Source organism: Streptomyces sp. NBC_00258 (genome assembly GCF_036182465.1).
Lineage (GTDB): Bacteria > Actinomycetota > Actinomycetes > Streptomycetales > Streptomycetaceae > Streptomyces.
Window position 1 is genome coordinate 1627702 of record NZ_CP108081.1, and the last position, 24346, is coordinate 1652047.

The following is a 24346-nucleotide window of genomic DNA, read 5'->3' on the forward strand; positions in this document are numbered from 1 at the left end:
CAGTAGAGTTCCCGGCGTTCGGGCACGGACGCTCGAACGCGCGGTGCCGGAGGGCCACACAGAAAGATCACGACGCGGATGGGCAGGCAGCTCGAAAAGCTGATTGAGAACCTGAGTATCTGGCAGACGGGCGACTACGGCGGCGGCAACACCCCAAGTCCTCGCGACCTGGCCATCGTCGAGCTGCGGACGATGGGGCCGCAAGCAGTCCAGGCACTCATCGAGCGTCTCGAGGATCTCCTGGCCGCCACCGCGGGGCATCGCGAGCGTGTCGCCGCGGTCCAGGCCGCGTGGACCGCCTGGTACGAGGAGAGCGACAGACTCAGCGACGAGCACGGATTGGGCGCCGACCTCGAGCGCTACCGCACGATCCCCAGCAACAGCCTCCCCCAGCGGTCGGCGCAGGACACGAACTACCGGGATCCCCACGACCTCAAACAGGGGATCATCGAGGCTCTGCGTCAGCTCGGTGACCAGCGGGCGGCGCCCGTGCTCACGGCCGCACTGTCGGACCGTACGTGTATCCCCGCGGCGGCCCAGGCGCTGTGTGACATCCACGCCGACCGGGCCGTGCCCGCGTTGCTCGACGCTGTCACCCTCATTGACCACAACATCAACAGAAGCCTCGTGTTCGACCCGCTGTTGGCCTCACTACGGAGCTACGGGGTCTCCTTGGCGCAGGCACGGGAACGGTTCGAGGCCGAGGCCTCCCCGCTGGGCCGGGTACGCCTGTTGCACTTGATGACGCAGCTGCCTGACGACGGCACCGGCAGGCCCTCCGAGTCGCAGATCAGAGACTCGCTGGTCTTTCTCGCACTCGACGACAAGGACAACACAAGTCGATGGGAGGCCGTCGGCAGTCTGAACAAGCTCGACAACAACCCAGTCGAGAGAGACATGTTCTCCGACTGGGAAGCGCCGCCCCCGGCCGATGTCATCCGCTCGGCGATCGCCTTGGCCGCCCATGGCGAACCACGGGGCCATGACCGGGAGTTGACGAGCAGGCTGCGCCGCATACGGCACACGCCGCCCGCCGCGCGAGCCGTCGAGGCCACGCTCACCCAGGACTCACCCGAGCCGGACGCCCAGGAACTGCGCCTCGCGCTACGACTCGTCCTAGGGGTGCACACCTCCGCACTGGATGATCCTCTGCGGTTGGCCCGCGCGTTGCACCGGCTGTCGTCGCACTCCCAGGTCGGCGACTCTGCGCTCCTCGCCCTGCGCCGCACCTGCTGGGATCTGCTGTTCCCGCAGATGGTCCAGGACGACGAGGCACGCCGGCGCGAGGCGCGGACCATCTTCGACGCCATCGCCACACCGCACGAGCACACCCGGTTCGCGAGCTACACCGCGTCCCAGTCGTTCTGGAACAAGTTCCGGCAGCGGTTCAGGCGAGGGTGACGCACCGGCCCCGCACCGGCACAGGCGGGAATCGGAATCGTAATGGCGTTGACCGATGCGTCTACCCGGCGCGGAGCGCGGTCGGCAGAACCTGCCGCAGCGCTGCTATCGCATCAGTTCCAGTGCCTGCTTCAGGTTGTGCTCGGCGATGCCCGCCATGAACGCCCGGTCGGGGAAGTCCCCGTCGAGGAGCCGTAGTGGCCCCGCCGTGAGCGACAGACGCTGCGCCAGCATGTAGAGCGCTAGCCGGTCCTCGTCCAGTCCGTCCACCTCCAGCGGTCGGTAGGCGTCGTGCAGGCGGATCCGGAGAAAGACGTGCTCCCACTCGACGTCGAAGTACATCAAGCCCTCGATGTCGATCGCCACGGGGTTCCCGACCGCGTCCACCAGCACGTGGTCGGGCCCCAGTTCGCCGTGCACGACCGCGTGCTCCGTGCGCGGCCTCACCTCCGCCGCCAGACCCCGCAGCCGTTCCTCCAGCCGTTCGCGGGCTACCGCGATCCGCGGATCACGCGACGCCGCCTCGGCGAGGTCCCGCAGCGCGCGGTCCAGCACGACCGCCTCGCACGACGTCCCGAGCGACGTACCTCCCCCGTCGACCACGGCCACCTTGCCGTACGTGGACGCCCGATATTGCCGCATCGCCTCAAGGGACTCCCCGAGCCGGGCCATGACCGGGGCGGCCGCGCTCGGGTCACGCGCGAGCAGGTCCTCCAGGTTCTCGCCCGGGATGTCCTCGACGATCGCGAGGTCGGCCGGGCAGTGGGCGCCGTTGCGGTCGACGAGGCGGATCGCGGGGACGCGGACGCCGAGTGCGTCGAGCCGGGCGTGCGCGGCCTCGAACAGGTGGAGCCCGAGGCCGGGCGCGAACGGATCGGTGAGGTCGTCGTCACCCTCGATCGTCGGCCAGTAGTTTTCGGCGTCGTCCCACAGGTAGGCGACCGCAGTCGTCGTGTCGTCCATCACCAGGCGGTACACGCCCTTCTTGCTGCCGCCCGCGATCCGTTCAACGGCCTCCAGCCGCCGGCCGCCGCCCAGCGCTGCCCGCGCCGCACCGGCCAACTGCTCACGCGTCTCTGCCCTGGGCGCCACGTCCGAACCGCCTCTCCCGAACGACGACTTACGCACCGTTCGGATTCTCAGGAACGCGTCGGCCCCCGGAACACGCGTTCCGGGGGCCGACGATGTCCGACCGCTGTCAGGCGGGCGTGATGTTCTCCGCCTGCGGGCCCTTCTGGCCCTGCGTCACGTCGAAGGTCACGACCTGGCCTTCCTGGAGCTCACGGAAGCCGGTGGAGTTGATGTTGGAGTAGTGCGCGAAGACGTCCGGTCCCCCGCCGTCCTGAGCAATGAAGCCGAAACCCTTTTCGGCGTTGAACCACTTGACGGTTCCCTTGGCCATGCTGCTGCCTTCCAGTCAATATCGGACCCGCACCGCGCGGCCCCGGAGGTGATCGCCCTGGTCCGGCACTGCACAGCAAAGCGCCCGCGCCGGAGCGCGGGCAGGTACTGCGAACCACGACATCTGAGAATGACGCTACACGGCAAAACCGGCTCCCACCAGAGAACAACAGCCATGATCCGGACCGCGTCGCGCGTACTGCCCATCAGCCGTCCTCGCGCGCAGCGTCGGCACGCGTTCTCCTGGCGCCCGCGCGCGACCTTCCGCAGGCGTGGCAGCGCCGCTCAACGGGAGGGGCACGGCCGGATCAGCTCAGAGCCGGCCGTGCTCCCGGAGGACCTGCAGGGCGCCGAGGGTGACGATGCCGCGCCACTCGGAGCTCTGCGCCGGCATCCAGTGGAGGAAGTGGAAGTCCCAGCCGCCGTCGTCCAGTTGCTCGCTAGCGAGCCGCTCGAGATCGGCATCGATCTGGGCGGGCGTGAAGAGTGCCCGGCTCGGGGTTTCCGGCCGCGGTGAGAGTTCGAGCGGCTTGATGTGTTCGCCCTCGATGCCTCCCGGGACGGGGACGGTGCCGTCGGGGCGGATCGATGGCCGTAGCCGGTCGATCGCGGCGGCGGCGCGGTCCGGGTCGGGCACCGCGTCGAGGAACTGGAGGGCGAACACCACGGTGTAGCCGCCGGCTTCCTTCTGCGATTCGAGCTCCTGCCAGCTCCAGGCCGTCGCGGCGTCGAGCCACGGGTGCTCGACTCCCAGCTGGTGCAGTCGGCCGGCGATGGCGAAGGTCAGGAAGCTGGACTCGTCGTTGGGCTCCATCCAGGGGGTACGCGGATGGCCGAGCGCCGAGGGAAGCACCTGTGGGACACCGCCGTCGGGTCGGGCGACCGAGGCGACCCAGTCGGCAGTCGCAGTGACCATCGGGTCGTTCGTGGCGCCGATCTCCGCAAGCACCCCAAGTGCGGTGAGTGCCGCGGAGGGCTGGCTGCCCGGACACCGCACATCGGGTTCGAGCGCGTGACCGAAGCCGCCGTCGGAATTCCGATAGGGCCGCAGCGCGTCGAGCACCGGCTCGACCGGCGCGTCGTCGAGGAACGCCTCGAGCTGGCGCCGCTCAAGCACGCGGGCCGTGCCTTCCATGAACTGTCGCGCCGAGTCGACGCGGGACTCGCTGCCGGTCTCAGGGGTCGTTCGAGTAGTCATGCCATCGACGCTAGGCCGCGGTCAGTCGGACGTCTTCCAGGAATCGGACAGGCGTGACTCCCGTCAGCCGGTGGACCTCGTCCGTCATGTGGGCCTGACTGGCATAGCCGGCCGCAAGCGCCTGATCGGCCAGCGACATGGTGGAGGCCTCGTCGGACCCGACGAGCCGGCGGAGCCGGGCGACGCGGGCGAGCGTCTTCGGGGCGTACCCGACCGCGGCAGTCACCCGTCGATGGAGCTGCCGTTCGCCGACTCCGAGTTCGACGGCGAGATCGGCCACCCGGATCTCGCGATCCGCCAGGCGGCGGGCCGCCGCGGTGGCGAGTGGATCAGGCGTGGCCCGGCGGTGGAGCACGGCTCCGGCCAGCAGGCGGAGGCTTTCGGACGTGTCAGCGGCCGTGGCCACCTGCTCGCTCAGGACCCCGGCCTCCGGCCACACCTCGGTGAGAGGCACCTGGAGGTCGCGGACGGCGGAGGCCGGCAGCCCCAGCACGTCGCCCGCGGCACCCTGTCGCAGGCGTACGCCGCAGGTCGGTACACCGGTCGGCTCCCACAGCACCGGACCGGTGTCGGGGCCGACAACGAGCGGCGGGCCTTCACCCAGCCAGACCAGGTCGACGCAGCCGTCCGGGACCACCCGCTGCGTGCCGTCCACGAGCGTGTCGTTGCGCCACAGACAAGCCACCACGGGCTGCAGCCCGGTCGGCGCGCGGAACTCGCGGTAGGTCACGCCATCCACGATAGCCGTCCGGGTCATGCCTCCATCGAAGACGATCCCGCAGATAATCGATTATCCATGTTATCGTCGATTCACCGGTCGCCGGAGGACGACAGCGATCCCTCCACACGACGCTGTGGGCCCTCCCTCGGCCGCATCACCGCCCCACCCACAGCACGGCCTGAAAGGAACGACGCGATGAGCGCCAACAACCCCTTCGCCCGCCTCCCCGAGGCGGCCTCCTTCACCGTTACCAGCACCAACGTCACCGACGGCGCCGCCTGGTCGCCCGAGCAGCTCTCCGGCGTGTCCGGCGTCCCCGGCGGTAAGGACGTCTCCCCACAGTTGTCCTGGAGCGGCGCCCCGGCAGGCACCAAGAGTTACGCCGTCACCGTCTACGACCCCGACGCTCCCACCGGGTCCGGGTTCTGGCACTGGGCGGTCGCCGACATCCCCGCGACCGTCACCGCGCTGCCCGAGGGCGCCGGCGACGACACCGGCTCGGGCCTGCCCGAGGGCGCCTTCCAACTGCCCAACGACGCCCGCCTCGCCCGCTTCATCGGCGCCGCCCCGCCGGCCGGGCACGGGCCGCACCGGTACTTCGTCGTGGTGCACGCCCTTGCCGTCGAGTCCATCGGCGTTGCCACCGACGCCACGCCGGCCGTCCTCGGCTTCACGATGGCGGGCCACATACTCGGCCGCGCGGTCCTGACCGCCAGTGCCGAAACTCCGGCCTGACGAACAGCATGTCCGCACTCATCGACACCACGGAGATGTATCTCCGCACCATCCTGGAGCTCGAGGAGGAAGGCGTACTCCCCCTGCGCGCCCGCATCGCCGAGCGCCTGGACCAGAGTGGCCCCACCGTCAGCCAGACCGCCGCCCGAATGGAGCGCGACGATCTGTTGCACGTCGCCGGCGACCGGCACCTGGAGCTGACGGACAAGGGCCGTCGACTGGCCACGCGCGTGATGCGCAAGCACCGGCTCGCGGAGTGCCTGCTCGTCGACGTGATCGGTCTGGAGTGGGAGCAGGTCCACGCCGAGGCCTGCCGCTGGGAGCACGTGATGAGCGAGGCCGTCGAACGCCGCGTCCTGGAGCTGCTCCGGAACCCGACCGAGTCGCCCTACGGCAACCCGATCCCGGGCCTGGAGGAGCTCGGGGTGCCGAGCACCGCGGATCCGTACCTCGACGGGACCATGCTCAGCCTCAGCGACCTGGAGCCCGGGGCGAACGGCGTGAGCGCGGTCGTACGGCGCATAGGGGAGCTGATCCAGACCGACCCCCGGCTGATGTGCACCCTGCGGCAGGCCGGGGTACAGCCCGGCGCGGTCGTGAGCGTGACGTCATCGCCGGGCGGCGTGACGGTCGGCAGCGGCGGGGAGGCCGCCGAACTCCCCACGCAGTCCGCCGCGCACGTCTTCGTGTCCGAGCGCTGAGCCCAGCCAGGTGGCGCCGAGCGTCAGCAGGTTGCTGGGCATCGCGCGGAGCGGTCGGCTGCGCGTGCCAACGCCTGCGCGGCACGTTCAGGTTCGCCCCGGGGTCGCCGGGCTCCCTTCGGGGCCCGGCCGCCCGCGCTTTAGGGGGCGCAGGCCTCGGCGATCGACAGGCTGTTCTCGTAGAGGTGGTGCCGGGTGATCCGGCCGTCCTCGACGGTGAGGTGCAGTGCGAACGGGCCCTCGAAGGACTTTCCCGTCACGCGCACGGTCCCCGACAGATGGCCCATCAGGACCGCGTCGGTGCCGTCGACAAGGAAGGTGTCGACGGAGGCGCGCGCCTCCTCGGGCGCGGTGTGCTCCATCAACTCCTGGAACTGGGCGGCGCATTCGGCGGCGGTGGACCGCGGGCGGATCCACGGGACGACCGGGTTCTCGGCAAGCCTCCAGTCGACCTCGTCGGCGAAGAGCGCGACGAGCCGCCCGGTGTCCCCCGCCACCCGGGCGGCAATGAACTCCTGCACAACGGCCCGAGTGGCCTCGGCCACGGAACTCGCGGTGGTGGCCGAACTCGCCGTGGTCGCGGGGGATTCGACGGACATGGCACTCTCCTCGCTGCTGCGGCTGGATCCCGGCGGGTGTTCCCGCCGATGTGCTTGATCCTGCTGGAGTGAGGGGTCAACGGTCGATTACCCCTGGGGTAATGCCTGCCCGGGTCCATGACGGTGTCCCGCCTGGGCCGCCTGCGCGACCTGCTCGACGACCTCCTTGAGGAACTGGGGCTGTGGCGTTGTGTCGTGGCTTTCGCGTCATGCGCGTTCCAGGCAACGACGAGAGCCACACTGGCGCCCAGGCCGACCGCCAACGACCGGTCACCTCGGGTGTCCGCCAAAGACTTTGAACACTGACAGTACAAAGTATGGACATGCCAAGTGAAAGCCCCTTAGGTTTGCGGCGCAACGCAGTCACATCACTGAAGACCGGAACGAAATCCGGCACGGTCCGGTCCCGCTTCATGGAGGACCGTTGTCCCACCATCTGTTCCTGCGTGCCCGAAGACTTGTCACCGCTATAGCGACCGGAGCCATCCTGGCCGGGGGTCTGTTGGCCGCCCCGGCGTCCTCAGCCGCCCCGGCGGACATCCCACCGCAGGAGCCCGGAGTCACGCTGCGCGTGTTCGACGTGCAGACGCCGCTGAGCAAGCTGTGCACCCTCAAACCCGGGCAGACCCCCAACCACGACTCGTTGCAGGCGACGGTCGACTGGTCCACGGCCGACGACTTCGGCGGCTTCTCCGACCGCTTCGTCACAGAGGTGACCGGCAACCTCAACGTGCCGCGCGACGGCACCTACGGGTTCCGCCTCACCAGCGACGACGGCTCCCGGCTGACCATCGACGACGCCACGGTGGTCGACCACGACGGACTCCACGGCGCGGAACCGAAGGACGGCGCCCTCACGCTCACCGCGGGGTCGCACCCACTGCGCATCGATCACTTCGAGCGCGACGGCGGGCAGCAGCTGCAACTGGCCTGGAAGCCGCCGGGCGAGAGCGACTTCACCATCGTGCCCCGTGAAGCGCTGAGCACGGACGCGGACGTCGTCCGGGTGACGGCGCCCGGACGCAAGGAATGCGAGGAGAGCGGCGACTCCCCCGGCGACGGCCTTCCGCTCACCTCCGTACGGCCGGACCTGACGCTCACCGATCTGCGCCCCGACGGTTTCGAACCGCAGGTCACCGGTATGGACTGGCTGCCCGACGGACGGTTGGCGATCAGCACTTGGGGCGGCTCCGACAACGTTGCCGGAGAGGTCTACCTGCTCGACAACGTCACCGGTCCGACCAGCAAGGACAAGGTCACCTTCAAGAAGGTGGCAAGTGGGCTGCGTGAGCCCATGGGCATCAAGTACGTCGACGGTTCGCTGTACGTCTCGCAGAAACACGAGCTGACCCGGCTCGTCGACCGGAACCGCGATGACGTGGCCGACGAGTACCGCACCGTCGCGACCTGGCCGTACGGAGGGAACTTCCACGAGTTCGCCTTCGGCCTCCTGTACCGCGACGGCTACTTCTACGTGAACCTCTCCGTCTCCATCAACCTCGGCGGTGCGACCACGGTTCCGCAGCCAGCGCCGGGCCGCGGGACGACGTACAAGGTCAGCAAGAAGACGGGCAAGATCAGCCCGGTCGCCGGCGGGCTTCGTACGCCGAACGGGATCGGCTGGGGCCCGGACGGTGAACTCTTCGCGACGGACAACCAAGGCGGCTGGCTTCCTTCGTCGAAGCTCGTCCACATCAAGCAGGACCGCTTCTTCAACCACTACACCGAGCCGTCCGGCCCCTTCGACGCCTCCACTCCGACCGATCCGGTGCTGTGGCTGCCCCAGAACGAGATCGCGAACTCCCCCTCCACGCCCCTGTATGTGAAGAAGGGCAGGTTCGCGGGTCAGATGCTGATCGGCGACGTGACCTACGGGGGCCTGCAGCGCGCGTACCTGGAGAAGGTGAAGGGGCAGTACCAGGGCGCAGTCTTCCGCTACACACAGGGACTTGAGGCCGGGGTCAACCGCCTCACTCTCGGTCCCGACGGCTCGATCTACGCCGGCGGTCTCGGTGCCGAGGGCAACTGGGGCCAGGAGGGCAAGCTCAAGTTCGGCCTGCAGAAGCTGACGCCCAACGGCGGCAACACCTTCGACATCCAGACGATGCGTGCCGTGCCGGGCGGCTTCGACCTGACGTACACCCAGCCGGTGTCAGCGACGACGGCCGAGGAGTTGGCCAAGCACTACCGAGCCGAACAGTGGCGATACACGCCGACCACCGACTACGGCGGTCCGAAGATCGCCGAAGAGGCGTTGCCCGTAAGTTCGGCAGAGCTGTCGAAGGACGGGCGTACCGTGCGGCTGCGGCTGGACGGTCTGAAGTCGGGACGAGTCGTCCACCTTCGCTCCCCGCGTCCCTTCACCTCGGCGTCCGGCGAGGCGCTGTGGAGCACCGAGGCCTGGTACACACTCAACGCCATGCCCGGCAAGCAGCCGCCGCCCGCCACCCAGTACGAGGCCGAGGAGGCGCGTCTCACCGGCGAAGCCGGCGTCGACACCGATCACGTCGGCTACTCCGGCAGCGGCTTCGTCGACCGATACGCCACGGAGGGCAAGGTTGGCACCACCTTCGACGTGACAGTCCCCAAGGCGGGCACGTACGACGTCAACCTGCGCTACGCCAACGGCCCGAATCCGTTCGAGGGCACCAAGTCGCTCTCCCTGTACACCAATGGGAAGAAGCTGCGGCAAGTGAAGCTGGCCTCCACCGGTGACTGGGACACATGGTCCACGCAGACCGAACCGGTGGTGCTGCGCGCGGGAAGGAACACCCTCTCCTATCGCTACGACCCGGGCGACACCGGCCACGTCAACCTCGATCTGATCACTGTTCGCCCGCACGGCGCGCGGGTCGCTCTCTTCGACGGGAGCGCCGCCTCACAGTCCCAGTGGCAGCACACGGACGGACGACGGCTGAAGTGGCCACTCTCCGACGAGTCGTCGATGGAGGTGTGCTGCGGTGACATCCGGACTCTGGACGCCTACCAGGACTTCAAGCTGCATGTCGAGTTCCGCGTTCCCCTGCTGCCTCCCGATGTCACGGGACAGGACCGTGGGAACAGCGGAATCTTCATCCAGGACCGCTACGAACTGCAGATCCTCGACTCCTACGGTGACACCTCCCTGGACACCAATGAGGCCGGAGCCATCTATCTGAAGAAGGCGCCCGACGTGAACGCGGCCAAGGCGCCCGAGACCTGGCAGACGTACGACATCGTCTTCCGCGCCGCCCGCTACGACGACAGCGGCCGCAAGACAGCCGACGCGCGGCTGACAGTGGTGTGGAACGGCGAGAAGGTGCACGACGACATCGCCCTCGACGGCCCCACTGCCTCGGGCAGAGCCGAGACACCGGCAGCGGGAGCGATCCGTCTGCAGGACCACGGGAACAAGGTCCGGTTCCGCAACATCAGACTGGAGCCGCTGACCTGATCCGAAGCCGGGCCCGGTTCCTGACCGGGCCCGGCTTCCATACCGCCGCCGGGTGCGCGATGCCAACTCCCCTGCCATCCGGTCCACTTGGGACCAGTCCCCGATGGGTTGCCGCGCGGCCCACCAGGGCGTCGTGGAGATGAGTGTCGTCGGCCAGGATGCGGCGCCTAGTGGCTCGTCCCCGTCCGGACGGACATCTGCATGGCGGAAGCGAGCAGTGCCAGTTTGTCGGCGTTGTCGGTGCCGGCGTCCGGGTGGTAGACGACGAGCGTCTGACCTGCCGTGCCGCCGATGCCGAGCCTCTCCCGGTTCAGCTGCAGTCCACCGACCTGGGGGTGGTCGATGTGCTTGGGTGCGCCTTCGCACGCCTCTACGTCGTGGCGTGCCCAGAGCCGGCTGAAGCGGGGGCTGGCGAGGCAGAGTTCGCCGACGAGTTCGATGAATCGGGGGTCGTCCGTGTCGGTGCCGACGGACTCGCGGAAGCCGGCGACCATGCCCACGGTGGCGTTCTCCCAATCCGGATAGAGGGCCTGCTCGGCGGGGTCGAGGAACACGTCCCGCAGCCGGTTGGCGCCGGCCACGAGGCGGGGCGACAGGGCGGTCGCCAGGGCGTTGGCGGCGAGCACGTCGAAGTAGCGGCCCTCGATCAGCGCGGGTAGCGGAAGCGCGTCAACAAGCTTGGCGATGCCCGGAGGCACGGTCTCCTTCCGCCGCCGGCGTCGGTGCCGTCGGGGTTTGTCGGCGCCAAGGCGCAGCAGGTATGCCGTCGCGTCGTCGTCGAGCCGCAACACGCGGGCGAGGGACTCTAGGACCTGCATGGAAGGGTTGCGGTCGCGGCCCTGTTCCAGGCGCAGGTAGTAGTCGGCACTGATACCGGCGAGCATCGCGACCTCCTCCCGGCGCAGGCCCCGTACCCGCCGTACGCCCAGAACCGGGATGCCGACCTGTTCGGGAGTGACGAGCTCACGGCGGGCGCGCACGTATTCGCCCAGCAGGTTCGGTTCGTCGGTCATCTCTCCACTGTAATTCCCGCGGTTGCGCGCGTGCCTGGTCCTGTCACCCCCAGGATCACGGGAGCCCTGGCTCGGTCGGAGCGTGGGCGGCAGCGTGGCCGACGGCCCACGTCATCGCCCGCCCTCAGCGCGGACAAGCACAGCAAGGAGCGAAACCATGTCGACGTATCTGCTGGTACACGGTGCCTGGCACAGCGGAGAGTGCTGGCAGCGGGTGGTCCCGTTGCTGGCGTCGGCCGGGCATCGGGTGCTCACGCCGTCGCTGACCGGCTACGGCGACAAGGCGCATCTGCTCGGCCCCGAGGTAGGGCTTGACACCCATGTCGACGACATCGTCAAGCTGATCGTCGAGGAGGACCTCACCGAGGTGACCCTCGTGGGGCACAGCTACGCCGGGCTGGTCATCTCGTCCGCGGCCAACCAGGTCCCGGACCGGATCGCGCGTCTGGTCTACCTCGATGCGATGGTGCCGGAGGACGGCGAGAGCGCGGCCGATGTCCTGCCCGTGACCCAGACCCTGATCGACCTCGCTCTGAAGTCCGCCACCGGTTGGCGGGTTCCGCCGCTACCCGAACTGCCCCCGCCCTCGGGCCTGTTCGGGGTCACCGACCCGGCGGACGTCGCCTGGCTGCGCACGATGCTTTCGGACCAGTCGGTGCGCTGCCTCCAACAACCCGTCCGACTGGACAACCCGGCCGTGAACACGATCCCGCGGGCCCACATCCACTGCACCGTCGGCAAGCCGGACGGCTTCGACCGGCGCCCCGTCCCCGCGACACAGCCCAACGGCGCTCCGGCACAGGTGTGGGAGCTCTCGACCGGCCACGACTGCATGGTCACGATGCCGGTCGAGCTCGCCGAGCTACTGCTCAAGCTCGGCTGACCCATTCACCACTTCACCCGCTCACCCGGTCCGTCGGGGTGCCCCGGGAGTGGAGCATTCGCCTTACCGTGTCCGAGCGTTCCAGGAGGGTGTTGCGGACCACCGGGGCCGCCTCGTGGGACGCCTTCTGGGCCTCCTCGATGTACGTGGGGTCGATGGCGTGCGGTGGGAAGAGGTGGCCTGCGAAGACCATCGCCGGGATCATTCCGCCTCGGTGCAGGTGCGGGATCAAGTCCAGGTAGCGCTGGGTGTAGGGCGTCAACAGGGCGTCCTGGTCGGGGCGCCAGAACGCGGCCGCCACCTGACCGACCGAGTTGACGGGCACGGCACGGTCCACCGCCAGCTTCTGCCAGACCTCTGCCTTCGCGGCGGGGTCCGGCAGGGCGGCCCGTACGGTGAGGGCGCGGACCCAGGCATCGGGGTCCGGGTCCCGTTCCAGCAGACGGGCGCTCTCCGCCGAGACGTCCCCGCCCAGTTCCGCCTCACGGACCAGCGCCCGCCAGAGCAGGTCCACGTCGTCGCCGGCCTGTTCGCGGAGCCGGGCCAGGTCGTCCGGGTTCGTCGCGGTGCGGGCCAGGCCGCGCAGGGCGACCTGGCGGCGACCGGGGTCCGTGGCGAGGTGCCGACAGGCGTCCGCCACCCCCGCCGTCAGTCCGGCACGTTCGCCTTCCGGCGCCCACAGTTCGGCGATGTTCGCGGCCAGGGTCAGACAGGGCTCGATCACGGCGTCGGACGTCTCGGCCGTGAGGACAGCGGTGATAGACCGCCCGGCTTCCGCCGCCGTGGCCTCGCCGGTGGTCAGCATGTCCCATACGGTCGCCGTGGCCACGCCGCGGGAGATGGCAGTGGGCAGTTGGGCCGCCGCCCGGAAGAAGGCGTCCCTGGTCGCGGGGTCGGGACGGGCCGTGGCGAAAGTCAGGTCTTCGTCGTTGATCAGCAGAACGTCGAAATCGGCCTCGGTCGGGAGACCCGTGACCGGAGTGCGGGTCTGCGTGACCTCTACGCGCACCAGCGCCGTGCGTTCCAGGACTTCACCGCTCGTCTCGTCGTTCCTGCCGTTCCTGCTGTACGCGCCCACCGCCAGCACCTGTGGGCGCGGGGTGTCGGCGGCGACGAGCGTGACGGTGTCGCCGTCGCGTTCCAGTGAGAAGCGGTCGGTCCCTGCCGTCGCGAGCCAGGCGGTGCGCCAGGTGTCCAGGTCCCGCCCACTGGCCTCGGAGAGAGCGTCGATCAGGTCCTGGAGCGTGGCGCTCCCCCAGGCGTGGCGCGCGAAGTAGGCGGTCATGCCGACCCTGAAGCGCTCTTCGCCGACATACGTCATGAGCTGCTGGAGAACCGAGGCGCCCTTGGGATACGTGATGTTGTCGAAGATCGACGCGGCCTGGGCGACATCGTGGATGGGCTGGTGGATCGGGTGCGAGACGGGACCCTGGTCGGAGAGGTACGCCTTGAGTTTGTCGCCCGCCAGGTGGCTCGCCCACGCGTCGGTGTACCGGGTGGCGCGCTCGGCGGCCCAGTGGCAGGCGAACTCCGCGAACGCCTCGTTCAGCCAGAGGTCGTCCCACCAGCGCATGGTGACGATGTTGCCGAACCACATGTGCGCCATCTCGTGCAGCAGCACCTTCGCGAGCAGCTCGCTCTCGGCGGGCGTCGGCGTGGCCCGCCGCAGGAACGCGTCCGACCAGGTCACGCAGCCGTAGTTCTCCATCGCCCCGCCGAACTCGGGCACGAACACCTGGTCGTACTTGCGCTGCGGGAACGGCATCGCGAAGACCTCGCCGAAGAAGGCGAGGCCCTGGCGAGTGACGGTGAAGAGCTCGTCCGCGTCCCGGTCGAGAATCGGAGCGAGGGACCGGCGGGCGTAGATGCCCAAGTCGTGGCCATCGGCCTCACGGCGGATCTCGTGGAAGGGGCCCGCGTTGATGACGGTGTTGTACGTCGACAGCGGCGGGGTGTCAGGGAAGGTCCAGCGGCGGGCCGACTCCAGTTCCTCGATGCGCGGGTCGCCGGAGTTGCTGGTGACGGTCCAGGCGGGCGGGGCCGTGACCGTGAAGGCGTGCGGTGCCTTGAGGTCGGGTTGGTCGAAGCACGCCCAGACGTAGCGGGCCTCGTCCGGTTCGAAACTCATCCACATGTAGACCTCGCCGTCCGCGGGGTCGATCGCCCTGTGAACGCCCTGGCCCGTGGTCGTGTCTGCCTGAACGCTCTCCACGCGCAGAACGTTGTGCCCGGCAAGCGCGGGCAGGGCTATCCGGCCGTCCCCGGTGGGAGTGAGGGATGTGCCGTTCAGCGTGGCGCTCCGCACCTCTGCCGCGCAGTCCACGAAAGTCTCCGCGCCCGGCTCGCCGCAGCTGAAGGTCACGCTGGAGACACACCGGACCTCCGGCCCGTCGGGCAGGCCGGTGAGGTCGATGTCCACGTCGTACCGCTCGACCTGCAACAGCGCACCCCGGCGCTCGGCTTCGGTACGGGTCAGGCTTCGGATCTCCATGCGTCCTCCCTGGGCAGACAGCGGGCGCCAGCGTACGACGGAGGGCGGCTGTGGGCGCGGGCTTTTCGGTGTGCCGAACGGGCTCCGGGTGCCTTGTAGTTGTCGTGGTTGCGGGCATGCTTGCCGTCGGCCGCGATCACCACCGGACCGGACTTCGACGGAACCCGCTGAAACGTATGCCGAGCGCCGAGCCCAACCGTTGGAAGAGTCACGTGCTCAACTCATCAGCTCCGTCGCGGATACGGAAGATCTGTACCAGGGACACAGTCACATCCTCTCCGTCACCGTCGAAGACCGTGTCGATCTCGGCGATGAACACATCGGGGCTGGAGGTGGTGTGCAGCACGTACGCGGACTTCTCGAAGTTCGGCGAGCGGCCGTCCTTCGCCGGCTGCTCGTAGTACGCCGCCATGACGCTCCGGATCTCCTCACGGCCCACCAACCGCCTGGGGAAGGCGGCGTCGGCAGGCATGAGCGGTGCCTCGAAGACGCCATCCGCGGTGAGGGTCTCGGCAACGGCATCGGGTGCCTGCGCGCGGGCCAATGGCCGGTTCCGGTCAGCATCTTCCGGCGCGGTCGAGTGCGTCCTCGGCCTGCGCGGCCAGGGTGGCGACGAGATCAGCTGCGGACGGCAGGTCGCTGATGAGGTCGATGCCCTCGCCGGCCCACATCGGCAACGGAGGGATTTCCCCTTGTGCCACGTCGTGTTGGTAGTCCTGCCTGGCCCTGGGGTCCGCGGCGAGTTCGGCTTCCCTGCCCCGCCACTGGTCGAGGTAGGGATGGCCCAGGGTGCGAGCGGTGTACTTCGACGGCCACCGGGAGCCTCGGGCGATGTCGAGCACCCGGTTGCGCTCGGTGTCCTCGCCACGTCCCTCGACGATCGCCTTGGTGGTGGAGGGATCCACCAGCGCCTCGGTCGTGGCTTGGAAGCGTGTGCCGACGAGCGCTCCCGCGGCGCCCAGCGCCAGGGCAGCCGCCACTCCACGGCCGTCGGCGATCCCGCCGGCCGCCAGCACCGGGAGGGGTGCCGCCAGATCCACCACGACAGGCACGAACGGCAAGGTGGAACGCCCTCGTCGGGCCCCGTGCCCACCACTCTCGGTGCCCTGCACCACTATGACATCGGCGCCCAGGTCGACCGCCCGCCTGGCTTCTTCCAGGTCGGTCACCTGAATGATCAGCACCGTGCCCGCCGCGCGGATGCGATCAGCGAAGGGGCTCGGGTCCCCGAAGGACAACATCACTGCCCTGGGCCGGTGTTCCAGCGCCCGCTCGATCGCGTCGGCGTCGATCTGCCAGGTCAGGAACCCGATACCCCACGGCCTGCCGGCGGCCTCCGCGACGAGCGGCAGTTCGCGGGCCAACCACTCAGGGTCCCCGTTCGCGGAGCCCAGCATCCCGAGCCCGCCGCCACGAGAGACGGCCGCCGCCAGCGCGCCGCCGGCCGATCCACCCATCGGCGCCGGCGCGATCGGGTGCCGCACACCGAACAACTCCGTGAACCGCGTAGACAGCCCCATAACCGCCTTCATCCCCCTCGACTCGCCCCCGCGAATACGGCTGGCCCCGCCGCACACCCGGTCGTTAGCCTCGGCACCCATGAACCAGCGGAAGCGGAAAAAGCTCTCCCGCCAGCTTTTCGCAGCGATTCTGGCGGGTGACACCGCCCGCGTGAAGGCAGCGCTGCGGGCCGGAGCCGACCCACAGCGAGGCGACAGCGAGGGCACCACGCCGCTTTACGTGGCATCCGTGAACGGAGAAGCAGAGATCGCCCGGCTGCTCCTGACTGCCGGAGCCTCCCCTGACGTCGAGAGCAGCGGCCTCGGCTCGGACGGCACGCCGTTGTGCGCGGCCGCATGCTGGGGGCACACCGACACGGTGCGCGAACTCTTGGCACACGGCGCCGATCCGAACCTGCATGAAGATCACGGCACAGGCCGTTCCCCCCTGCACTGGGCGAACATCGGCCCCCACCCCGAAACCGCCGAGCTCCTCAGAACAGCGGGAGCCGCGGACACGTAGCACCGCCGCCCAATGACCAACTCGACTCTGTGCGCCTGCCGCCCTGCCCCGCTATCTTCGCGGCATGGAAAGAATCTCCGAGCAGACCCTGGTCCCAGCCGACCCGGAGAGCACTTGGCAGCTGGTCACCGACCCGCAGTACTTCCAGCAGTGGTACGCGTTCGGAGGCGCTGAGATCGAGCTGGTGGCCGGTGGCGCGATGCTCCTGCGCTGGGACGAGCACGGCAGCTTTCCCGCGACGGTGCTCGCTGTGGAACCTGGCCGTCGGTTCGCCTTCCGGTGGCTGCCGGAGCCTGGGGACCTCGTCGAGATCACACTCACGCCGGAAGGGGCCGGCACGCTGGTACGAATCAGCGAGAGCGGCGCGCTGGAAGACGCCGCCACCAGCGCCATGGCCTGGCGGAACTCACTCTCACTGCTGGCGAAGCTCGCCGGGGCGTAGGGCTCGGTGCCGTGGGGGCGCCGGTCCGGGCCGCCGTCACGGTCCGCGACAGCTCTCCCGAGGTGACGGTCACCGTGGAAGCGTGCGGGTGAGGCGGGCGGCAACGGCTCAGTCCGTGACGGCTGTCATGGCGATGGACACCAGGATCCCAGGCCGGTCGACGCCGATCTTGCTCACGCAACGCGGCGGTCGCACGTCGGGGAAGAACTCGTCGAAGACCTCGACGACACCATCGGCGTCTTCGGGTCGCATGAGCAACGTGTGAACCATCACCGCGTCACTCAGCTCGGCGCCGCCGGCACGCAGGATCGCCTGGCAGTTGAGCAACGACCGGCGGGTCTGTTCCTGGATCGTGGGCCCTGCGAGTTCACCGGTCGTCACATCGACGCCGACTGTTCCGGCAACGTAGATCGTGTTGCCGGCCTTGACCGCCTGACTGTAACCGGGGAACTCCGGCGCGTCGGGGGTGGAAATGACTTCTCGGGGCATCGATTGGGCTCCTGTCGCGAAGGTTCCTGCTCAACCTGACCGTCACCTCGGCCACCAGCCGCGCTCCGATGCTCCCACTGCAAGCCTTCAGGTGTTGCCAGAACTCACCTTGTCCTTTCGGACACCGTTACGTGAGTGGCCGCGCGTGTCAGTTCGGGGTGGCTGAGGACGTCGGTGCTGTCGATGAACTGGTCGACGGTGCCGATCGTCGGCAGGGAGCCAATGGCCGGGTCGGTGATGCGGGAGAGCAGCGCCGTGCTGAAGCGTTCGGCGTGCAGCACTTGGAATGGTCTGCTGTGGTACGGCCGCGTGGTGGGGTCGACGGGCTCGGTGAGGCCGAGCTGGTTGTGCATGGTCGCGATGGCCTCGTATACGCGGGTCAAGTGGTGCTCGCGGACGTGCCAGTCGGTGGCGGCGAGGGCCGCGGTGAGGAGCGGGGTGAGGGAGGGCGCCTGGGGAATGCGGGCGAAGGCGCTGCCGAGCCACTTGCTGTAGGGCGGATAGCGGCGGTCCATGAGCAGGCAGAGCCGCATCACATCGCGCACCAGGCGGCCGGCGACGACAGCGGAGCCGAGTTCGTCGCCCACTTCGCCGCAACGGCCGACGAAGGCTTCCTCCTGGGAGACGCGCTGCCACTGGCAGGCGAGCAGGTAGAGCCAGAGATCGTGGGGGTACCAGTCGAGGCCGGCGCGGGCTGGTGCGAGCCGGCCGAGTCCGTCGTGGAAGACGGCACCACCGGTGGCCTCGCCGAACAGCTGAGTGGGGGTGGCCAGCCAGTCCGCCAGTGTGACGCCCTTGCAGGGGTCGAAGCCCAGTTGTGCGGTGAACCAGGCGCCCAGGTCAGTGACTTCGACTCGGTGGTGGACCGGCCCGTCGGTCGTCCGCATGACCCCGATGCCCGCTTCGCCGGCCGGGGCGAAGTGCGTCGAGTAGCCGCGGAAGGTCTTGGGCAGGCGTTCGGAGAGCAGGGCGACGATCCCCGCGCCATGACGGGTGACGTCCCGCGGGTGCAGGAAGAGCTGCAGGCGGGGCCCCCACTCGTGGTCGGCGGAGCGGGCGGTGTCGAATCCGAGGACTTCCGAGCCACTGCCCAGGCGGGCGGCGGAGTGCGCAACTCCGGGGACGCCCTCGTCCAGCAGGGGCCGTACTGCTTCGACGTAGAAGTGGCGGGAGAGTTCCAGTCCGGGGATGAAGGACGGCGTGGTCATGCCGTGGAGGGTGCCGGATCGGCGTGCGGTCGGTCGAAGGCTTTTCCACGTCCAGCGGGCGCGGCTGGCTGCGCGTACGGCCCGCAGTTCTTCGAACGGACCATCCCGACCGCAGGTCTGACGGTCCATCGGGGCTCTCCGGACGCCTCCCCGATGTGGTGTCGTTCCCGATCACGTGGGTGGGGTGAGCTGTTCACGCACCCATTCAGGTTCGGGGTTGACGTGCGGCCGGCCCGCCACGACGACCGTCGGCACGGTCTCATTGCCATCGTTGGCCGCTCTCACCGCCGCTGCTCCATCCGCGTCACGCCAGATGTCGACCCAGTGCAACCGGCGGGCGCTGCGGCCCAATCGGATGCGCAGTCGCAGGCAGTACATGCAGCCCGGCCGCCAGAAGACGACCGGCCGGCCGTCGACCGCACTGCGGCGTTGTGCCTCATGCGCGCCGATCGACCTCGGGAAGATCAGAGGCGAGTGCACGCCAGCGAGCAGCAGAAACACCAGCAGGAGTGCCACGGCCGCGCCTGTGCTCCCCCTGAGGATCAGCCCAGCGGCAACGACTGAGCCGCTGAGCACCAGCAGCATCGGCAATATCCAGGCGCGCATCATGATGACGCAGGCTATCGAGCCGGACCGGAACAGTTTCTGGGCGTGTGCGACTCTTCCGTATCGGCGGCGCGCCGGGCACGCCGTGCCGGTGCCCAGCGGCTCGCGGGATTACCGTCGGCGGCATGGACGGTGATCGCCGAGGGTGGCGCCAGTGTTTGCTCAGCGGGGCGGTGTTCGCCGTGTGCATGGCCGGCACCACGCTGCCGACCCCCCTCTACGGCCTCTATCAGGAGAAGTTCGGGTTCTCCGAGCTGACGGTGACCGTCGTGTACGCCGTGTACGCCTTCGCGGTCATCGCCGTACTGCTGCTGGCGGGCAACGTATCGGATGCCGTGGGCAGGCGGCCGGTACTGCTGTGGGGCCTGGGGTTCGCGGCGGCCAGTGCCGTCTGCTTCCTGTGTGCCACCGGACTGGGCTGGCTCTATGTGGGGCGGTTGTTCTCGGGGCTGTCCGCCGGTCTCTTCACCGGGGCTGCCACGGTGTACGTGATGGAGCTGGCACCGGACGGCGGCGCGTCCCGGGCCACGTTCGTGGCGACCGCCGCCAACATGGGTGGGCTGGGCTGCGGTCCGCTGCTCGCCGGAGTCCTCGCGCAGTACGCCTCCTGGCCGCTGTACCTGCCGTTCGCCGTACACCTCGCGCTGGTGACCGGCTCGGCCGCCGTCGTGCTGTGGCTGCGGGAGACCGTCCGTGAGCGGCGGCCGCTGAGCACGGTGCGGCCGCAGCGGCCCGGTGTGCCCCCGCGGGTGCGGGCGGTGTTCGGGCCCGCGGCGACCGCCTCGTTCGTGGGGTTCGCACTGTTCGGAGTCTTCACGTCGGTCAGCCCGGCGTTCCTCGCGCAGTCCCTCGACATGGACAACCACGCCGTCAGCGGGCTCGTCGTCGCGCTCGCCTTCTTCTCCTCGACCGCAGGGCAACTGGCGGTCGGCCGGGTCGGGTTGGAACGGTCGCTGCCCCTGGGCTGCGCCGGGCTCCTCGCCGGACTGGCGCTGCTCGCGGGCGCGCTGCACTGGGACCTGCTGTCGCTGGTGGTGCTGAGCGCGATCGTCGGTGGGGTCGGGCAGGGGCTGGCGTTTCGCGGGGCGCTGTCCTCGGTGGCCCAGGCGTCTCCCGCGGACCACCGGGCGTCGGTCGTCTCGACGCTGTTCGTGGTGGCTTACGCGGGCATCTCGGTGCCGGTGATCGGTGTGGGAGTACTGACGGGTCCGATCGGCCTGGAGGGCGCCGGGCTGGTGTTCATCGCCTGTATGGCTGTCCTGGTCTCGACCGCGGGCGTCTACCTGCTCCGGCGGCCGGTACGAACGACGACGTGAGGTGTGAGCCCCTTCGGACGCCGGGTCAGCTGTCGGCGTGGTGGTGGGAGGCGAACTGATCGAGCAGGCCCTGCATCGCGTTGTCGCCGAACATCAGCTCCAGGCTGCCGGCGGAGCCTGTGGCGGACGCCTCGCTCCGAGGGAAGAGTTCCTGTTCGTAGGCCGTGAGGGCGGCCTCGGTGTCGCCGGAGTGATCGGCGATTGCCTGCCCGAGCCGGGCCCCGTCGAGCATGGCCAGGTTGGCGCCCTCGCCTGCGAAGGGGGACATCAGGTGCGCGGCGTCGCCGAGGAGGGTGACGCCGGCCCGGTGGTCCCAGCGGTGGCCGACGGGCAGGGCGTGGATACGGCGAGGTACCAAGGGGCCGTCGGCGTCGGCGATCAGCGCGCGCAGGTCTTCGTGCCACCCGTCGAAGTGGGCGAGGACTTCCTTCTTCGCGGCCTCCGTGACGGTGAAGTCGATGGTGTCGAGCCAGTCCTCGGCTGCCTTGACCGCGGTGTAGACGTGGATGCTGCGGTCGGACTCGTTGTGGGCGAGGAAGCCCTTGTGGTCGCCGAGGCAGATGAAGAAGCCACCTCCGACCAGTGCGGCGGCGGCCGGGTGGCGGGAAGCGGCCTCCAACAGGTCGGTCTCGACGAAGGAGATCCCCGTGTAGGCGGGGAGGGCATCGGAGACAAGGGGGCGTATGCGCGACCAGGCGCCGTCCGCGCCGACGAGCAGATCAGTGGTGATCGCCGTGCCGTCCGCGAAGGTCACCTCGTGGCGGCCGCGGTCCAGCTCCCGGGCGCCGGTGGCCCGCTTTCCCCAGCGAACGGTGCCCGCCGGAAGCGAGTCCAGCAGCAGGTCGCGCAGCTGCCCGCGGTCCACTTCTGGACGGTCTCCGCTGCCGTCGTCCTCCTCCGCCAGGCGCACCGTGCCCTGTGGGTCGACGAGGTGCATCGCCTGGCCGCCGGGATGGATCAGCTTGCGGAATTCGTCGTACAGGCCCGCGGCGCGCAGCGCGGCCTGGCCGGAGTCCTCATGGATGTCGAGCATGCCGCCCTGAGTACGGACCTCGGGTGATGCCTCCAGATCGAAGACGGTCGCCTCGATGCCGCTGACGTGCAGCACCCGGGCCAGGGTGAGGCCGCCGAGTCCGCCTCCGATGATCGCGACGGGGTGGTGTCGCATGGGCCGGGTGGAATAGCTGTCAGTCATGACTGCTCCTTCTACTGGCTACTGGCTACTGGTCGAGGCCGTGGGGAGGGTTCAGCTGTCGGTGCGGTCGGTGTCCGGAGTCGGGGTGGGAATGGGAGTGAGGGCGATGCCGTTGATCAGCGCCTGGACACACCAGGTCATGCGGTCCTCGGGCGAGCCGCCCAGGAGGCTTGTCGCCAGTGTGTGGACGTGGGGGTGGGTCTTCGACGCGACACCGTGGATGGCACGGGTCAGCGCGTCCCACTCCTCCGCCGCTTCGGTCGCCTGCCCGCGGGTGGACTGCTCGGCCGCGGTGGCGGTGGCGAACTGCAGCAGCACGTCCACGCCCCAGGCGGCCTGCGTGCGCGGTACGCCGCCCTCGTCCAGGAGAGCCAGCAGCCGCTCCAGCAGCCGCAGGTAGTGCTCGCCCCTGGGACGGGCGGTCAGGGCCGCGCGGGCCAGTGCGGGGTGCTCGAAGAGCATGTCGGTGTAGGAGGTGAGCACCCTCGCGAGCCTGTCGCGCCAGTCACCTTCCTCGACGTCCTCGGCGAGGTCCAGGTCGACCTCGCCGAGCAGCTCGTCCAGAACGGCCGTGTGCAGTTCGGCGGTGTTGGCCACGTACACGTACAGCGAGGCCGGTCCGGTGTCCAGCTCCTGCGCCAGGCGCCGCATGGTCACCTTCTCCAGCCCTTCGGCCCGCATCAGGGCGACCGCGGTCGCGACGATTCCTTCGCGGGTCAGCGCCGGTTTCGCCGGCCGCTCCCGCCTGCTGCTCGGTGTCCCGCGGCGTTCTGTCACACCACGAAGGTAACGAACATGTTCGTCAGGAACAAGTTCGTAACGAACATGTTCGTCACTCTCGGGACGTGCTCACGTGCCGCCGACAACTCGTCGACGTCGAAATCCACGAGCTACTCCGCCGCGGTCCAGGCAGGATGCCCTCGTGAACCATGTCCTGTGCGGGCTCGCCGCCAATACGGCCCTGCCGTCCGAGTTGGTCGACCGGCTGGTCGCGGTCGCGGACGCCGACATCGCGGCGGAGCTCGCCGGTCGCGCGGACCTCAGCCATGCACAGGCGGTCGCGTTGGTCTCGCGCGTCGAGGAGAGCGCCGGGCGGCTTGCGGACGAGGGCCGGCTGACCGCCGCCGACATCGATCCCGCGGCGCAGCCGCACGCCGCCCTCGCCTTGCTCCACGTAGGCGCCGGCAGGCCGGAGTGGGCGCGCCTGCTCGCGGCGGATCCGCTCGCCAAGCACCGGGAGGAGCTGGCTGCCTGTCCCGATCTCCCGCGCGATGTGGTGGAGTTGCTTGCCGCGGACTCGGACGTAGGAGTCGTCGCCGAGCTCGCGCTGTGTGCCACGCCGGACGTGGCAGCCAGGCTTGCCGGACATCCGCACGCCGAGGTCCGGCGCGCGGTGGCGGCAAACGAGGCAACACCGTCGGCCGTGCTGGCGGCGCTGATAAGCGGCGAAGGGCTGCCTCCCGCGCAACGGTGTCTGGTCTGCGACCGCGAGGAGACGCCGTTCGTGCATGATCCGCAGTGCGCCCGGCTCGACTGCGTTCTGCTGCCGGGCGCGTCCTGCGACGGCTCGCACGAGTCCACCATGCATGACATGCGGCAGGCGGCCCTGCGGAACCCCGCCACACCCACCGAGGCCGTCATCGCCTTTGCCGACCATCCTTCAACGCTGCTCCGCTGGGCACTCGCTGCCCGTCCGGACCTGCCTTCCGAGGTGTGCGGACGGCTCGCGGCAGATGGCACTCCTGGTGTACGAGCCGACCTCGCCGAGAATCCCTCGATCGACGAAGCCCTGATCCGCGTGCTGGCCGCCGACCGTGGCCACGAAGTGCGGCGCAGGCTCGCGCACAACCCACGTGTACCGCTCGACGTGCTCATCGACCTGGCCGACACCGCCAAGATCGGCGCCACCCTGCTGCCGCGGATCGCCGCCGCCTCGCCCATGGAGACTGTGGAACTGGCCCGGTCAGCGAACCCGGCCGTGCGGATGCTCCTGGGCCAACGACGCGATCTGCCGGCCGAGATTCGCGACGCGTTGGCCATCGACCCTGACGCGAAGGTGGTCAAGTCCATCGCTGGGCATCCGGGCCTCTCCGAGGCACGGTTGCGCACGATGGTCGCCCGGCACGGAGCCCGGGTCCTCGCCAAGGTGGCGGCCAATCCGGACGCGACTCCGGCGCTGCTGGAGGATCTGACCCAGCATCAACCACCGGTACAGAAGGCGCTGCGCGAGGTCGCCCGGCATCACAATGCGACCGCCCCGGCACTGCTCACCTGCTTGACGGACAGAAGGGCGCGGCCCATCGCCGCCGGCCATCCCGCTCTCCCGACGCCGGTGATCGTGGAACTCCTCACCGACACGGACTGGCAGGTGGTTGAAGCGGCCGCCGCCAACCCGTCGCTGCCGCGTGCGGTGATGTCGGACCTGGTCTCGCGAGAGGCTCGTGCGGCGAGGACTCGTACGCCTTGATGCGAAAGGTGGTGACCGCAGAACC

23 protein-coding genes are annotated in these 24346 nt (G+C 69.5%); 9 read left to right on the plus strand and 14 right to left on the minus strand.

The features are described 5' to 3' along the window. Nucleotides 1-78 precede the first annotated feature (78 nt). Complete coding sequence (locus OG718_RS07625) at nucleotides 79-1401, plus strand: HEAT repeat domain-containing protein (protein ID WP_328843694.1); 1323 nt, start codon at nucleotides 79-81, stop codon at nucleotides 1399-1401. A 105-nt stretch (nucleotides 1402-1506) separates the two neighbouring features. Here OG718_RS07625 and OG718_RS07630 read toward each other — a convergent pair whose 3' ends face one another. The 4 genes from OG718_RS07630 to OG718_RS07645 all read right to left on the minus strand — a co-directional run bounded on the left by OG718_RS07630 (nucleotide 1507) and on the right by OG718_RS07645 (nucleotide 4757). Then, the gene (locus tag OG718_RS07630; RefSeq protein WP_328843695.1) at nucleotides 1507-2493 is read right to left on the minus strand and encodes a phosphotransferase family protein; all 987 of its coding nucleotides are present in this window, start codon (nucleotides 2491-2493) and stop codon (nucleotides 1507-1509) included. Between the two features lie 106 nt (nucleotides 2494-2599). Then, on the minus strand, nucleotides 2600-2803 hold the full coding sequence (locus tag OG718_RS07635) for a cold-shock protein (protein ID WP_055617413.1): 204 nt from the start codon (nucleotides 2801-2803) through the stop codon (nucleotides 2600-2602). 312 nt (nucleotides 2804-3115) lie between these two features. After that, nucleotides 3116-4000 (minus strand): hypothetical protein, encoded by an 885-nt coding sequence (locus tag OG718_RS07640; RefSeq protein ID WP_143641784.1) that lies wholly within the window; start codon nucleotides 3998-4000, stop codon nucleotides 3116-3118. 10 nt (nucleotides 4001-4010) lie between these two features. Next, the gene (locus OG718_RS07645) at nucleotides 4011-4757 is read right to left on the minus strand and encodes a helix-turn-helix domain-containing protein (RefSeq protein ID WP_328843696.1); all 747 of its coding nucleotides are present in this window, start codon (nucleotides 4755-4757) and stop codon (nucleotides 4011-4013) included. A 159-nt stretch (nucleotides 4758-4916) separates the two neighbouring features. Between OG718_RS07645 and OG718_RS07650 the strand changes: the two genes are divergently transcribed. Both OG718_RS07650 and OG718_RS07655 read left to right on the plus strand, forming a co-directional pair. After that, a complete protein-coding gene (locus OG718_RS07650; protein WP_328843697.1) occupies nucleotides 4917-5456 on the plus strand; it encodes a YbhB/YbcL family Raf kinase inhibitor-like protein in 540 nt (179 codons plus the stop codon). A gap of 8 nt (nucleotides 5457-5464) precedes the next feature. Continuing rightward, entirely contained in the window at nucleotides 5465-6157 is a 693-nt protein-coding gene (locus OG718_RS07655; protein WP_328843698.1) for a metal-dependent transcriptional regulator, read from the plus strand. A gap of 140 nt (nucleotides 6158-6297) precedes the next feature. Here OG718_RS07655 and OG718_RS07660 read toward each other — a convergent pair whose 3' ends face one another. Continuing rightward, nucleotides 6298-6756, minus strand: coding sequence for a nuclear transport factor 2 family protein (locus OG718_RS07660; protein WP_328843699.1), 459 nt, complete (start codon nucleotides 6754-6756; stop codon nucleotides 6298-6300). Nucleotides 6757-7180: 424 nt separating this feature from the next. Between OG718_RS07660 and OG718_RS07665 the strand changes: the two genes are divergently transcribed. Next, entirely contained in the window at nucleotides 7181-10189 is a 3009-nt protein-coding gene (locus tag OG718_RS07665; protein ID WP_328843700.1) for a family 16 glycoside hydrolase, read from the plus strand. A 167-nt stretch (nucleotides 10190-10356) separates the two neighbouring features. Here OG718_RS07665 and OG718_RS07670 read toward each other — a convergent pair whose 3' ends face one another. Then, nucleotides 10357-11202, minus strand: coding sequence for a helix-turn-helix domain-containing protein (locus OG718_RS07670; protein ID WP_328843701.1), 846 nt, complete (start codon nucleotides 11200-11202; stop codon nucleotides 10357-10359). A gap of 157 nt (nucleotides 11203-11359) precedes the next feature. Between OG718_RS07670 and OG718_RS07675 the strand changes: the two genes are divergently transcribed. Next, nucleotides 11360-12085 carry an alpha/beta hydrolase gene (locus OG718_RS07675; RefSeq protein ID WP_328843702.1) on the plus strand — a complete coding sequence of 242 codons (726 nt, stop codon included), beginning with the start codon at nucleotides 11360-11362 and terminating at the stop codon, nucleotides 12083-12085. Between the two features lie 13 nt (nucleotides 12086-12098). Here the strand turns inward: OG718_RS07675 and pepN are convergent, their stop codons facing one another. The 3 genes from pepN to OG718_RS07690 all read right to left on the minus strand — a co-directional run bounded on the left by pepN (nucleotide 12099) and on the right by OG718_RS07690 (nucleotide 16096). Further along, complete coding sequence (pepN, locus tag OG718_RS07680) at nucleotides 12099-14576, minus strand: aminopeptidase N (protein WP_328843703.1); 2478 nt, start codon at nucleotides 14574-14576, stop codon at nucleotides 12099-12101. A gap of 208 nt (nucleotides 14577-14784) precedes the next feature. After that, on the minus strand, nucleotides 14785-15120 hold the full coding sequence (locus OG718_RS07685) for a nuclear transport factor 2 family protein (protein WP_328843704.1): 336 nt from the start codon (nucleotides 15118-15120) through the stop codon (nucleotides 14785-14787). A 13-nt stretch (nucleotides 15121-15133) separates the two neighbouring features. Further along, the gene (locus OG718_RS07690) at nucleotides 15134-16096 is read right to left on the minus strand and encodes an NAD(P)H-dependent flavin oxidoreductase (RefSeq protein WP_328843705.1); all 963 of its coding nucleotides are present in this window, start codon (nucleotides 16094-16096) and stop codon (nucleotides 15134-15136) included. A gap of 79 nt (nucleotides 16097-16175) precedes the next feature. Between OG718_RS07690 and OG718_RS07695 the strand changes: the two genes are divergently transcribed. Together OG718_RS07695 and OG718_RS07700 are read left to right on the plus strand one after the other, a co-directional pair. Next, a complete protein-coding gene (locus OG718_RS07695) occupies nucleotides 16176-16598 on the plus strand; it encodes an ankyrin repeat domain-containing protein (RefSeq protein ID WP_143641773.1) in 423 nt (140 codons plus the stop codon). Nucleotides 16599-16662: 64 nt separating this feature from the next. Continuing rightward, nucleotides 16663-17040 carry an SRPBCC domain-containing protein gene (locus OG718_RS07700; protein ID WP_306935785.1) on the plus strand — a complete coding sequence of 126 codons (378 nt, stop codon included), beginning with the start codon at nucleotides 16663-16665 and terminating at the stop codon, nucleotides 17038-17040. 108 nt (nucleotides 17041-17148) lie between these two features. On the opposite strand, the gene OG718_RS07705 is transcribed toward OG718_RS07700, so the two are convergent. The 3 genes from OG718_RS07705 to OG718_RS07715 all read right to left on the minus strand — a co-directional run bounded on the left by OG718_RS07705 (nucleotide 17149) and on the right by OG718_RS07715 (nucleotide 19346). Further along, nucleotides 17149-17529, minus strand: coding sequence for a RidA family protein (locus tag OG718_RS07705; protein ID WP_143641771.1), 381 nt, complete (start codon nucleotides 17527-17529; stop codon nucleotides 17149-17151). Between the two features lie 104 nt (nucleotides 17530-17633). Next, complete coding sequence (locus OG718_RS07710; RefSeq protein WP_328843706.1) at nucleotides 17634-18737, minus strand: DUF4037 domain-containing protein; 1104 nt, start codon at nucleotides 18735-18737, stop codon at nucleotides 17634-17636. Nucleotides 18738-18908: 171 nt separating this feature from the next. Beyond that, nucleotides 18909-19346: a glutaredoxin domain-containing protein gene (locus tag OG718_RS07715; protein WP_143641769.1), complete on the minus strand. Its 438-nt coding sequence runs from the start codon at nucleotides 19344-19346 to the stop codon at nucleotides 18909-18911. Between the two features lie 122 nt (nucleotides 19347-19468). On the opposite strand from OG718_RS07715, the gene OG718_RS07720 reads away from it, so the two are divergent. Then, on the plus strand, nucleotides 19469-20659 hold the full coding sequence (locus OG718_RS07720; RefSeq protein WP_143641768.1) for an MFS transporter: 1191 nt from the start codon (nucleotides 19469-19471) through the stop codon (nucleotides 20657-20659). A gap of 25 nt (nucleotides 20660-20684) precedes the next feature. Here the strand turns inward: OG718_RS07720 and OG718_RS07725 are convergent, their stop codons facing one another. Next, a complete protein-coding gene (locus tag OG718_RS07725; RefSeq protein ID WP_328843707.1) occupies nucleotides 20685-21854 on the minus strand; it encodes an FAD-dependent oxidoreductase in 1170 nt (389 codons plus the stop codon). Nucleotides 21855-21905: 51 nt separating this feature from the next. Next, nucleotides 21906-22631: a TetR/AcrR family transcriptional regulator gene (locus OG718_RS07730; protein WP_328843708.1), complete on the minus strand. Its 726-nt coding sequence runs from the start codon at nucleotides 22629-22631 to the stop codon at nucleotides 21906-21908. Between the two features lie 145 nt (nucleotides 22632-22776). On the opposite strand from OG718_RS07730, the gene OG718_RS07735 reads away from it, so the two are divergent. Continuing rightward, complete coding sequence (locus OG718_RS07735; RefSeq protein WP_328843709.1) at nucleotides 22777-24321, plus strand: hypothetical protein; 1545 nt, start codon at nucleotides 22777-22779, stop codon at nucleotides 24319-24321. The last annotated feature ends 25 nt before the right edge of the window (nucleotides 24322-24346 follow it).